6 protein-coding genes are annotated in these 13514 nt (G+C 37.6%); 2 read left to right on the top strand and 4 right to left on the bottom strand.

Annotation, left to right across the window (positions count from 1 at the left end; all coding sequences use genetic code 11):
* Positions 1 to 102: 102 nt before the first annotated feature.
* Entirely contained in the window at positions 103 to 6165 is a 6063-nt protein-coding gene (locus DB42_RS09285; RefSeq protein ID WP_044882719.1) for a tetratricopeptide repeat protein, read from the bottom strand.
* A gap of 982 nt (positions 6166 to 7147) precedes the next feature.
* Between DB42_RS09285 and pheT the strand changes: the two genes are divergently transcribed.
* Together pheT and DB42_RS09275 are read left to right on the top strand one after the other, a co-directional pair.
* Complete coding sequence (gene pheT, locus DB42_RS09280; RefSeq protein WP_044882718.1) at positions 7148 to 9532, top strand: phenylalanine--tRNA ligase subunit beta; 2385 nt, start codon at positions 7148 to 7150, stop codon at positions 9530 to 9532.
* 24 nt (positions 9533 to 9556) lie between these two features.
* Positions 9557 to 10555 (top strand): toxin-antitoxin system YwqK family antitoxin, encoded by a 999-nt coding sequence (locus DB42_RS09275; RefSeq protein ID WP_052436110.1) that lies wholly within the window; start codon positions 9557 to 9559, stop codon positions 10553 to 10555.
* A 602-nt stretch (positions 10556 to 11157) separates the two neighbouring features.
* Here DB42_RS09275 and DB42_RS09270 read toward each other — a convergent pair.
* The 3 genes from DB42_RS09270 to DB42_RS09260 all read right to left on the bottom strand — a co-directional run bounded on the left by DB42_RS09270 (position 11158) and on the right by DB42_RS09260 (position 13366).
* Positions 11158 to 11892, bottom strand: a complete 735-nt coding sequence (locus tag DB42_RS09270; protein WP_044882717.1) for a nucleotidyl transferase AbiEii/AbiGii toxin family protein — start codon at positions 11890 to 11892, stop codon at positions 11158 to 11160.
* Positions 11889 to 12485: a type IV toxin-antitoxin system AbiEi family antitoxin domain-containing protein gene (locus tag DB42_RS09265; RefSeq protein ID WP_044882716.1), complete on the bottom strand. Its 597-nt coding sequence runs from the start codon at positions 12483 to 12485 to the stop codon at positions 11889 to 11891. Before DB42_RS09265 ends, DB42_RS09270 begins: the two co-directional genes overlap by 4 nt.
* A 428-nt stretch (positions 12486 to 12913) precedes the next feature.
* Positions 12914 to 13366 (bottom strand): F-box protein, encoded by a 453-nt coding sequence (locus DB42_RS09260; protein ID WP_044882715.1) that lies wholly within the window; start codon positions 13364 to 13366, stop codon positions 12914 to 12916.
* Between the last annotated feature and the right edge of the window lie 148 nt (positions 13367 to 13514).

The raw sequence follows: 13514 nt of genomic DNA, 5'->3' as shown, positions 1-13514 counted from the left end.
TATAGGTTGATAACTGTATTACATTTCCTGCTCCATTGAATAGTGTTTATCCACATTCTCTGAATCTCTTTGTCCTGCATGCCCCTACCCATTTTATGGGATTTATATTGCTTTTTGTGAAGCCTGTTGGTGGGTTAGAAATGCGGTTACTATTAAAAATGCGGCTACTATAGGATGGTTGTTACCATAGATGTTGGTAGCAATTCTAAGAGCCTGATTGGCACATTCAGATGCCTTTCCCATATTTCCTTTTAGTTGGTAAATCCATCCTAGATTGTTATAATTTGTTGCTACCTCGGCATAATTTTCACCGAAAAGATTAAGGTTAATAGCAAGTGCTTTCTCAACATACTCAGCCGCTTTGTCTAAGTTGCCTTGTTCTTGGTGAATTGTTCCTAGATTGCTGTAACAAGTTGCTACCTCGGCATGATTTTCACCAAAAAGCTTAAGGTCAATAGCAAGTGCATTTTGGCTATATTCTAGCGCTTTGTCTAAGTTGCCTTGATTCAGATAGATTACTCCTAGGTTGTTATAATCTCTTGCTACGGTGGGATGATTATCACCAAAAAGCTTAAGGTTAATAGCAAGGGCTTTATTGTAATACTCAGCCGCCTTGTTTAAATTGCCTCGTTCTTTGTAGATTATTCCTAGATTGGCGTAATCTTTTGCTACCTCGGCATGATTTTCACCAAAAAGCTTAAGGTCAATAGCAAGTGCTTTAACTCTATATTCTACCGCTTTGTCTAAGTTGCCATGCTTTTGGTAGATTTGACCTAGGTTGTTATAATCTCTTGAAACGGCAGGATGGTTTTCACCAAAAAGCTTAAGGTCAATAGCAAGTGCATTTTGGCTATATTCTAGCGCTTTGTCTAAGTTGCCATGCTTTTGGTAGATTTGACCTAGGTTGTTATAATCTCTTGAAACGGCAGGATGGTTTTCACCAAAAAGCTTAAGGTCAATAGCAAGTGCATTTTGGCTATATTCTAGCGCTTTGTCTAAGTTGCCTTGATTCAGATAGATTACTCCTAGGTTGTTATAATCTCTTGCTACCTCGGCATGATTTTCACCAAAAAGCTTAAGGTCAATAGCAAGTGCTTTAACGCTATATTCTAGCGCTTTGTCTAAGTTGCCATGCTTTTGGTAGATTTGACCTAGGTTGCTGTAACGAATTGCCACGGTGCGATGATTATCACCATAAAGTTTAAGGTCAATATCAAGGGCTTTGCTGCTATACTCGGCCGCCTTGTTTAAATTGCCTTGCTCTTGGTTGATTAATCCTAGGTTGTTGTAATTTGTTGCTACGGTGGGATGATTTTCACCAAAAAGCTTAAGGTTAATAGCAAGGGCTTTCTCGGCATATTCAATCGCCTGTTCTAAATTACTTTGCTCCTTGTAAATGGTGCCCAAATTATTGTAAGAGGTTGCTACCGTGGGATGATTTTCACCAAAAAGCTTAAGATCAATAGCAAGAGCTTTCTTAGTATATTCAATCGCCTGTTCTAAATTACCTTGCCCTTTGTAAATTTGGCCTAAATTATTGTAAGAGATTGCTACAGTGGGATGATTTTCACTAAAAAGCTTAAGGTTAATAGCAAGGGCTTTTTGGCTATATTCTAACGCTTTGTCTAAGTTGCCTTGGCCTTTGTAAATTTGTCCTAGGTTGCTGTAACGAATTGCCACGTCGGGATGATTTTCACCAAAAAGCTTGAGGTTAACAGCAAGAGCTTTCCCAGCATATTCAGCTGCCTTACCAAAATTGCTTTGTTCTTGGTAGATTCCACCCAGATTGTTGTAATTTGTTGCCACGGTGGGATGATTTTCACCAAAAAGCTTAAGATCAATAGCAAGGGCTTTCTCAACATACTCAGCCGCTTTGTCTAATTTGCCTTGCTCTTTGTAAATTTGTCCTAGGTTGTTGTAATCCCTTGCCACATCGGGATGATTATCACCATAAAGCTTATGATCAATATCAAGGGCTTTAACGCTATATTCTACCGCTTTGTCTAAGTTGCCTTGCTTTTGGTAGATTTGTCCTAGGTTATTGTAATTTGTTGCTACGGTGGGATGATTATCACCAAAAAGCTTAAGGTTAATAGCAAGTGCTTTAACGCTATATTCTACCGCTTTGTCTAAGTTGCCTTGGTCTACGTAAATTTGTCCTAGGTTGTTGTAATTTGTTGCTACGGTGGGATGATTATCACCAAAAAGCTTAAGGTTAATAGCAAGTGCTTTTTGACTGTATTCTGTTGCTTTGTCTAAATTGCCTTGGTTTTTGTAAGTTTGTCCTAGGTTGTTGTAAAAAATTGCCACAGTGGAATGATTTTCACCAAACAGCTTAAGGTTAATAGCAAGGGCTTTAACGCTATATTCTACCGCTTTGTCTAAGTTGCCTTGGTTTTTGTAAGTTTGTCCTAGGTTGCTGTAAAAAATTGCCACGGTTGGATGATTTTCCCCAAACAGCTTAAGGTTAATAGCAAGAGCTTTCTCAGCATACTCAGCCGCTTTGTCTAAGTTGCCTTGGCCTTGGTGGATTATTCCTAGGCTGCTGTAAAAAATTGCCACGGTTGGATGATTTTCCCCAAACAGCTTAAGGTTAATAGCAAGAGCTTTCTCAGCATACTCAGCCGCTTTGTCTAGGTTGCCTTGGTTTTTGTAAGTTTGTCCTAGGTTGCTGTAACGAATTGCCACGGTGGGATGATTATCACCATAAAGCTTAAGATCAATATCAAGGGCTTTGCTGCTATACTCGGCCGCCTTGTTTAAATTGCCTTGCTCTTGGTTGATTAATCCTAGGTTGTTATAACTTGCTGCCACGGTGGGATGATTTTCACCAAAAAGCTTAAGATCAATAGCAAGGGCTTTCTCAATATACTCAGCCGCTTTGTCTAATTTGCCTTGGCCTTGGTAGATTGCTCCTAGGTTGTTGTAATCTCTTGCTACGGTGGGATGATTTTCACCAAAAAGCTTAAGATCAATAGCAAGGGCTTTAACGCTATATTCTACCGCTTTGTCTAAGTTGCCTTGGTCTTCGTAAATTTGTCCTAGGTTGTTATAACTTGTTGCCACGGTGGGATGATTTTCACCAAAAAGCTTAAGATCAATAGCAAGGGCTTTAACGCTATATTCTACCGCTTTGTCTAAGTTGCCTTGCTTAAGATAAATGTTCCCGAGGGCATTTAAAGCTATTGAATTTTTGGAATTTGCTTTTATTGCTAAAAGATACCATTTTTCTGCTTTTTTATGTTGAAAAAGCCTCTGGTATATATCTCCTTGTGTCTCAGGTGAGTTATCTTCCAAATCAGACGATTTAAGTTCATCTTCATTGCCTTTTAAAAATTCTTCAATGGCTTGGTAAAAAGGAATAAAGATCCGGTAGATCTTTTTTATCTTTTTTAAACTTTTATGATCTAAAGCAAACTGCTGTTTAATAAGATTTGGATCTTCAAATCCAAAGGGCTTAAGGAGAGGATTCATCATCTCTTTTTGCGCTCGATAATGAGAATAAGTTTTAAGACGCATAAATAGTGCTAGGCTCATCCAATCCTTTAACTTTTCAGTAGCCCCTTCATTTATAATCTCTAGCTCACTTAGCTTGTCAATCCTAGTAAAAGTGTCGGAAACTGTTACTTTTTTAAGAAGAGCTAGCCGGTCAATAGCTAAATGAGGAAACCGATAAAAATCATTCTTAACTCGAAAAAGCATACCACGCTTGTTTAAATCACCCATTCCTGGATTAAAAGCTTCCATATCAGCTAGAACAAGGTGCTGTTTGGCTAAATACTGGCGCAGATCAAGGTTTTCTTGATAAGACATATTAAGCACTTCTTGAATATTTTCATCATAGGCTTTAGTTAACTCTCCATTGCCTAGTAGATGAGTATGGTTTAGCAATTCCATAGGAAGATGGGGCTCTTTTTCATACCACCATTGGCCTTTTTCATCTTTACCCACATATTGGGCCATCTGTTCAGGAGTTTGGATAAGTTCAAATGTTTTGCCATTCCCCAAAGGAGTTTTACAGCCTTTTCCTTCTACCCCTGCTCCATCAAAAGCAAAGCCCCGTGGCGTCACGCTATCAAAAAAGGCGATGGCTTTTAAGCAAGGAATGTTTAAAGCTGGAAGAATGGTTTCTCCTAAATTGATGACCTTTAAGTGAATTAAAGTAGTCAAACGCTTAAAATACTCTCTGTTGTCTGGAGTATCTTCTTGTATAAGAATGCCAAATTCTAAATCTGAATATGGTGTCATTTCTTCTCTAGCTAACGAGCCAAATCCTATCATGGCATATTCACAAGGAGCAGGGCTTAATTGATGCAGAGCCTGTATTGTAAGTTGCTCAAAGAAAATTTTTATTTGGTAAGCTATCTCACCATACAGCTCTCTTACCTCTTGAGAAGAAGGGCTCTCTGGCAGAGCTTGAGCTTTCTGCTCTATTTCTTCTCTAAATTTTTTTAATGTATTGCGATTGCTTTCGAATTGTTTATTCATTACCGTAGAATCAAGAGGTTTACCTTTACATTCTCTAACGAGTAAATCTTGAACTTGGCAAAGCCTATCCTTAAGAATTTTTTGCCGTTGTGGAGGTGCAAGGCGTAAGGCATAATTATAGAGGCTCGCTGCTTGCAGAAGTGTTTTAGACGTTTGTTTTCTTAGGCAAATGTCACCTAATTTTTCTATGTAAAAGCATTCTTGAAGAGAATCTTTTTCTTGAATAGCCATTTTTAAAGCTTGTGCATAAGCTTCTTCAGCTTTATCTATTGATAATAAACCATTGTGCTGAGGATTATCAGTAGCAACGTTGTTTAAATAGTCTAAGATCTTTTTTACATAAGGCTTTTGTTTTTGAGGTTGATACTTTGCCAAAAATTTAATATTACTTGGCATGTGTTGTTTAAAACTTTTAGCACAGCTTCTAATATTAGTAATTCCTTTTAATTCCTCCTGGGTTAAACTGCTAAAAGAAAGAAAAATTTGCTGGAAAATTTTTAAGGGCAAAGTAGCTAAAGGATTAGAAGGATCAAATATTTCTTTTTTAGCCGCTCTCTCACCTTGGTATGCTTTTATTGCCAATTGTTTAGTTTCTCCCTTTTTAGTGGCTATTTTAGCTTTTTTATGAGGGCGAAAAAAATTATCTTCTCCTGGCAGAGCATTAGGCGAAGTTTTTGGCTCTGACTTGTTTAATGAAGATCTTTTATTTTCCCTTATTTTATCTGCTGTTTTAGCTTTTTTATTAGGATAAGAAGAATTATCTTTTCCTGAAGCAACATTTGGAGAGATTTTTGACTTTGAAGGAAGAAATTTATCTTGCTTTAAAGTCTTTAGCGCATAAATAAAATGGCCCCCAAGATCCACTATAAAAATATATTCTTTAGGTCTTTTTTTTTGAGGGATAGTTTTCCATCCCTGCGATCTATTCTCTTCAGCTAAGCCTTGTTCTGAGAAGATCAGGCTATCATGAATACCGCAAATCAATTGTTCTTCATTAACCGTTACTAGCCTTATAGGAATAGATAAAGCCGATGCTAATAAATCTCCTTCGCCCAAGCCGCTTATCCAGATCCCTTTTTCTATTATTTCTTCCGCTCTTTTGCTGTTAGTGTGCTTAATAATGTCTGAGAGCACTTGCCTTAAATAAGAGATTTTATTGCTTTGCATTTCTAGCAATGGAATTTTTCTAGAAAGGGAGGCATAGCTCCCTAAAAAAGCACTAAAAAAGCAGTCACCATCACTCGCCACACCTTTTAATGTAAATCCTTCCTCTTTTAGGTAAGCAGCCGCAGTATTTACTTTTGCTGCTAGTGAATCGTTAATAATAGTGGTGGGATTTTGCCATAAGAATATAGCCATTTGCTTTGGTGTCCACTGGCCTGTAAGTGGATCAAGTAAATCTATTCGATTATCATCAAGCAAATTTTCTTTTAGAGCAGTAATTCTAGGGCTTATCGAACCAAACTTTTTCCATAGGTTGCTGCTTTGAATGAGCTGTTTCCAAGCCCTACATACAAGCTTTGCTTGTTTTAAATCTGACAGGTTTAACTCTGCAAATATTTTTAGGCTAATTTCTGCATAGGCAGAAGTATCGCTCCTAACGCTAATGGATTTTTCCTCTATACTTTTAAACGCAGGGAATATAAGAGGATGAACACGCGAATTTTCTGATAGCATACACTAAGGCCTTTCTATTTGATTCCGGTTAAATTTAGACATTTGACACTAGTCTCTATAAATTTTTTTATTGCTTTATAAGCAAAGCTACTTAAAGTTTAAATAGAAAACATTTCTTTTTCAGAATGTATAAAATTTTTTCAACAAACCGTTTGAAGAATTTTGGCTTTGGTACCTTGCTTTGTTGCATAATAAAAGCTTGCATAAGCCATCGTAAGTGTGAGATAGGGCTAGTCGTGATAGTTATAATTTTTTTGCCAATTGCAATGGATAAACTTTACTTAAGCCTCTTTCTTTTGCATGCTAGGCAAAAGTGCAATCGAGCCTTTATCTTTTTATAATTAGTTTATAAAAAGAAGAAAGCTTTATCATTGTAAGCCCGCTTGATCACTATTGTTTTTGCTTGCTTATGTTCTTTTTTTCTTGAGCTGCTTTAAGCTTTATAAAGCTTACTTGCTAGGTGGTATCTTTACGGCGGCCTACGGATTAAGCCTAAGGTTTGTTTAAATGGCAATGAGTGCCTTTTTAAGCAATGCTTTATCTATAAATTTTAAGCTATCTCCTAGTAAATGATTTTTTCAACGGTATTTCTTATCCTTATCCTTTAATAGTCGCAACTTTAGCTTTATGATAGCCTAATCAAACTTCAAAAGGCTGTTTTTGCTTCTTTGTCAGATGATCGCTTGCTTAAAGCTTAGCTATAGAAGCTGTTAGGAAAACGAGCTTGGAGACAAGGGAACTTTACCAACAAGGTAGCCCTCAAGATATAAGAAAAGTTATACTTCTACAACGAAAGGTTTTCTTATACTTTTTCTTTTTAATTGTTTTGGGGGATGGAAAAAACATACCCTAAATCTTTACCCACTAGATAGACCTTTGATTTCCTTTAACTTAATTGTTATCTTATCTCTTGTTTTCTATTCAAAATTCTGTATTCTATTTCTTACTCTTCATCCATTTATTTATAAAGAATTTAGATACTATGAAAATTTCATTGAATTGGTTACGCGAATATATCTCAATCGATCTGCCACCTCTAGAAATTACTAAGGCTTTGACCTCTGCAGGCCTTGAAGTGGAAAAAATAGAAACGCTAGGTGAGGGCTTTGAGGGAGTAGTTGTTGCTGAGGTCCTTACCGTCGAAAAGCATCCTGAAGCAGATAAGCTGTGTGTAGCCCAAGTAACGGATGGCCAAGAAACCTATCAGGTGGTATGTGGAGCTTCAAATTGCCGCCCCGGCATTAAAACAGCCCTAGCTCGCGTAGGTGCTAGCTTAACGGATGCTAGTGGCAAAAGATTTAAGATTAAAAAATCAAAGTTAAGAGGTATCGAATCTTTTGGCATGCTATGTGCTGCCGATGAGCTGGGTTTAGGTGATCAGGAACACGAGGGAATTATCGAGCTAGAAGACCACCTACCAGTAGGTACTGATCTTGCGATATTAATGGCGGATACCTTATTTGAAATTGGCCTTACCCCTAATCTCGGACATTGCAGTAGTGTGATAGGCGTAGCAAGGGAATTAGCAGCCGTCTTAGAATTGTCTCTTGTTTTACCTGAAATCTCCTTTTCTGAAGATCCATCTTTACATACAGCAGAGTTAATAAAAGTTGCTGTGCAAGATAAGGAAAAATGCCTGCGCTATGCTTGTCGCGTGATAAGGGATGTTAAAGTGGGCCCGTCTCCCGATTGGTTGAAAAAACGTTTGAAAGCTAGCGGCATTCGTTCTATTAACAACATCGTTGATATTACCAATTACGTATTTTTAGAATATGGACAGCCCTTGCATGCTTTTGACTATGACAAAATCAGCGAACATACCATTACCGTTCGCGCCGCTAAAGAGGGGGAAATTTTTACTACTCTTGATGAAAAGGATCGCCTGTTAAGCGCGGAAGATTTATTGATTGCTGATAAAGAAAAAGGGATCGCGCTTGCCGGTATCATGGGGGGGAGCAATTCTGAAGTCACTCTTTCTACCCAACACATCTTGCTAGAGGCAGCTTACTTTGAAAGAAAATCCATTCGTAAGACAAGCAAACGTCTTGGCCTCCAAACAGATTCCTCCAAACGTTTTGAAAAAGGTGCCGATCCTCATGCTGTATTATGGACTTTAAATCGTGCAGCCATGCTGATTCAACAGCTAACTTTAGGAAAAGTTGCTCAAGAGCCTCTCGATATTAAAGAACAGGTGTTTGCTGAAAAGCTAGTTAGCTGCCGTTTAAGCAAAATAAATGGTCTTTTAGGCACGCATCTAGCTGTAAGTGAGGTGGAAGCTATATTTAAACGCCTAAGCTTTATTTATACCTGGGACGGACAGGACAACTTTTGCGTGACAGTTCCCACTTATCGCGTGGATGTGCTAAGCGAAGTGGATCTTATCGAAGAAGTCGCCCGCATTTACGGGTATGATAATATTGGCCGCTCTCAGCCTATGTACAAGAATGCCACTATTCCTCATGCTCCTTTATTTCTTTTTGAAAGAACCATTAAAGAGCGTTTGATTGGGATGGGATTGCAAGAGTTTATCACTTGTGATCTGATTGGTGCTTCAATTTTAGATACTCTTAACCTACAAACAAATGCTTTAGAAACAATTAAAGTTTTAAATCCTATCTCCGTGGAACAGTCGACCTTAAGAACTTCATTGCTACCAGGCCTTTTACAGCTGGTTAAATATAATGCTGCCCATCAAAATCATGATATAGCCGGATTTGAAATCGGTCGCATTCATTATAAAGAAGGAGAACAATATAAAGATCAATCTGTCATAGGCATCGTTTTAGCTGGAAAAGCCTCTTCTCAAACTTGGGCGACTAAAGAACGAGAATTTGATTTTTATGATTTGAAAGGAATGATCGAAAACATCCTTAAGGAATTACGTGTGTTTAATGTTTCTTTTAAGCCAAATGATTTGAGAACTTTTCATTCAGGCCGTCAGGTAGCTATTTTTGTTGATTCTTTAGAAATCGGCTCAATGGGAGAAATTCATCCTTCCATTTGCAGACGTCTAGATGTCCAGCAAAGGATTTACTTTGCTGAGTTAAATGTATATGATCTATTTAGTGTGCGCCAAGAAGAGTATGTGATAAAGGATATTCCTATCTATCCAGGCTCGCAAAGAGATTGGACAGTGACAGTAAAAGAGGAAATTTCCTTTCAACACATTTTAGATCTTGTTCCTATATCGTCAAAGCTTCTTAAAAATGTAAAGTTGCTAGATATTTATCGTAGTGAAAAATTAGGAGCCGGCTTGAAAAATATGACTTTTCGCTTTCTCTATCGAGATGACCAAAAGACTTTATCGCAGGAAGAAGTTGACAATGAGCATGCATATGTCTTGCAAGAAACAATTATAAAATTATAAAAATTAATGTTTAGAGGTGAATTTATGCGTAGTAAATATGTTTCTCTCTTAGGCCTTTCATGGGTTGCTATAGCTTTAGCGGGATGCCAGCAAGTAGAAAAATCTTCTTTTTCACCTGACGTAGTTAATGAAACTTATGTGCATCGCTATGGTGTACCCGTAAGCCCTAAAGATTGGAGTGATAGTGGCCATCATGGGCAAATTCTCTCTTCTTTAGCCAATGGGGTAGTCGTTACCAAAACTTATAATTCCGGTGTTCTGGATGGAGATACAACCTATTCTTATCCTCATAGCTCTGCTATCGAAAAAGTAGAAACCTATGCCAATGGCGTTTTGCAAAAAACCTCCATTTTTTATCTTTCCGGCGCTCCTCAAGAAGAAATATTTTATCACACACCGCAAAACCGCACTGTCCTTACCTGGTACGAATCAGGGGGTCCTAAATCTAAGGAAGAGTTTCAAGGTAATCTTCTTTTTCAAGGTTCTTACTATGGGCCCGACAATCAACTTGAATCTCAAGTGGTGAACTATCATGGTAAACGTATACGTCGTGATAATTATGGCCTTCTTGTTTCGGTAGATACCATCGAGAAAGGGCAGCAAACTTTACGTACGACATATCATCAAAATGGCACTCCTAAAGAAGTTATTCCTTATGCGAATGGTAGGATACATGGTCAGCTTAGAACCTATATGCCAGCTGGCGAACCCTGCACAAAGGAAGAGTGGAACAATGGAGTACAGTCTGGCATCACAATAGAGTATGCGAATGGTGAAAAAATTGCCGAGGTCCCTTATGTGGAGGGGCGTAAACATGGCGTGGAGCGTCGTTATCGCGATGGTAAAACTGTGGTTCAAGAAACTAGCTGGGTTAAAGGGCAAAAATATGGTCCCTGCACAAGCTATATTGGCAATACTACTAAGACAGATTGGTATTGGCAGGATAAGCAGGTGACCAAAAGTCATTATGAAATTCTAAATGGACAAGGCTCCAAAAAAGCTATATGGAGAAATGTTCATTAATTTTTTTAAGCTGACGAGGGCAAGGACTCAATCCTTCTTTTTAGCATCAAGGACAGAGTCCTTTGCCTCTCTCAATAAAACCTTAAAGATTTGATATATCTACCTTACATTTGCTCTACTAGTTGTCGTCTAATTTTTTCTACAGTTACTTCCCAAATTGCCTAGCTAGCATCGATCACTTGCTCATTACTTATTACTTTTCTTATCTTAGCTTTGTTATTTTCTAACCTCAAAGCTTCGCTTAGATTTTCCTCAGGTTACAATAATCTTTTTTCCACATAGCTCCAAGGCTCTTTGTCTAGATAGAGGAATCGCAATATAGGAGAAATGTACTTCTGGCTATTAAGTAAATGCCCATAAATTAATCTGTAGGAAATAGGCTCAACGTATTACAAAGAAGTTAAATGCCGGATGGATCTTGAAAAGAAAGGCAAACGTTTTAAAATTTTAAACTTTCTAAAAAAAGCAGCCTACGCTTAAGTTTTAAGTTAAGCTAAGCCTAGCTGTGCTATATAATCATTTATTTCCTTTATAGTGCTGTACATTTCTTTTGGAAGGTTGAGCTCTTGCGCTATGTTCCCAAGGTTTTTTAAATGTGCGGCCTAAAGCTTTTGAAGAGATTTGAGACCTGGTTCATCAAAACTTAGAAGCTCAAGCCTTCTCTTTCGATTTTTAAACGTGTTAGTTATGGCGTCTTTTAGAATGTTGAAATTGATGAGTTTTGCGTCGCGTATTAGCAAGAGCAGGTCATGATAATCCTTCATGCGGCTATTAACCGTTCCTTTGGAAATCACCGTCTCGAGCTTTTCAGCAAAAATTGTTTCCGGAGGATAAACCATTAAGGATACTTCTTCTTCAAATAAAGGATGACCTTTATACTGAAAAAGATAAATACCTTGGTTAAAGGGCTTTACTATATCTCCTATGCCGACATCGATATGAATTTTATCTTGCATACGACCAAATGCCACCTTTAAATGTACGCGATAGCCCGAATAATCCATATGCGGCTGCTCTAAAATATCTATACCAGCATACTTGAAAGAGAATCCATCTTTTAACTCTAGGGCAGCAATTTGCTCAATGGCTTGTTTTGTTTCTTCTTGGCCGGCCTTCATGTTCGTAAGTAAAAAATCAAGATCGGTGGTTTCCCTTCCTATATGCAAGAAATAGGCAAGAAGAGATCCTCCTTTAAAAATGAAATGTGGGGCATGTGTTGAATGTGATAGCCGCACTAAAAAGCGCTCAAGAAGAAGTTTCTTCCAGCATTCATTAAAATGTATGCCTTTTTCTATGGAAATAACCTGGAGGCGGTTTTTTAATGCTTGCTCGTTCATGTGGTAGCTGTAATTAAATAAGGATCAATATTAAATCTAAGCTTTTTTGCATAGGTCTGAAGTCTTTTTAAATCTATCTTATTTCCTTTTTTAAGGAGTGCCATCTTGAGAGCTTTAATAGCAGTTTCTCGGCTTAAAAGTCTAAAAGCATCTATAATGGTGCGTTCGCGATCAAATATAGGAAGTCGAATACCTCCTAGCTCTACTTCTGTTTTTCCAAGTTCCATATTCCTAAATCTTACGATTTTTATAGAGCCTTCCCTGGTCATCGATGTGCTATGGGAGATGGCAATCCAGTGTTTTCGTGGAATTTCCTCTGTAATCTCATAGATAGCTAAAGCAGAGATTAGGCAAATTACTCCTCCTGGTACAGAATTTACAGCCTCGATAAGATCCTCCCATTGAAAAATTTCTGGTGAGCCTTGATAGTCGCTGCTTTGATAAATCCCACGGCCTAGGCGTTTAATCTGTTTCTTTTTTATATAGTAGGCAAGACGAGCAGGGGATATTCCTAGCTGTTTGATTTGAGCTACGGTGAAGAAGGGGCGAGTAAGAAGTGAATGTAGGCTGTGAAGGGTAGTCAATTTTCTCATGGTTAATCTCTTTATAACTAATTTAACAGAAAAACCCAATAACATCAATGGGTTTTTCTGTTAAGCAATCTAAGAGAGAACCTGTAGTAAAGATCAAAGTGTTAGCAAGAAAAGTGCTAATAATTAACATATATTTTTATGCTCTTTACCTAGCAAATATTTTATCCACTTTCTCTTGTTTGCTTTTCTTGTTAAAAATAATTTTTCTCTCCTCCTTCACATCGCTAATTACGAAAGCTAGGTGAGAATTTCTTCTGGTCATTAAATAAATTCACTTAACTTAGAGACTCACCTTACGCACAGATGAGTTGAATAAATTATTCTAAGGATATATTTTTCTTTGAAAAGAGGAGAAAAAAATGAAACTTGATATTCTTGATATTTATACAGAGTATCTTATCAGCATTATTCTCTTTGCCCGCCTCCCCTTACAACTTTAAGCTCTTTTGATGATTAAAGCTTTGACTTTGATTCATCAATAACAGCAGCTCGGAAAAACTTCTTCCATTATAATCGGGATGGGCGCGCACAGAGGCAGTCTCTAACTTAACTTCCCGTCTTATTGATTTCCTGTGGTTATAAAAAAGATAACTATTCCTAAAAGATCGAGGTTTTTTTGGACAAAAGCTAATATGTAAGGGTTTGTCTTTGAAATGCTGTTGATGATGTCTTTTCCACAATGTCTCTTCATCTCCTATTCTTTTCCAGCGTTTACATACTTGCTGAGCATTCACAAGCTCTTTGGGGGAGAGAAAAGAAAAAATATGCACAATCACTTCTTCTGGGATCGTTTTCATTGAGGGAGGGGCCTCAGTAATAAGACGCCAAGGGCGCAGATCTATACAATTAAAAGGATTAAAGTTAAAAAAAAAGCATCCCATTATAATGAATCCTTGATTAATAGAGTTAACAACATTCTCAACGCAAATAATCTTTTTAAGTTACACGCCTTACGCACAGATGAGTTGAATAAATTATTCTAAGGATATATTTTTCCTTTGAGAAGAGGAGAAAAAAATGAAACTTGAT

The sequence above is a fragment of the Neochlamydia sp. EPS4 genome (assembly GCF_000813665.1).
Taxonomy (GTDB): Bacteria; Chlamydiota; Chlamydiia; order Chlamydiales; family Parachlamydiaceae; genus Neochlamydia.
This window is presented reverse-complemented; position numbering and strand designations above follow the sequence as displayed.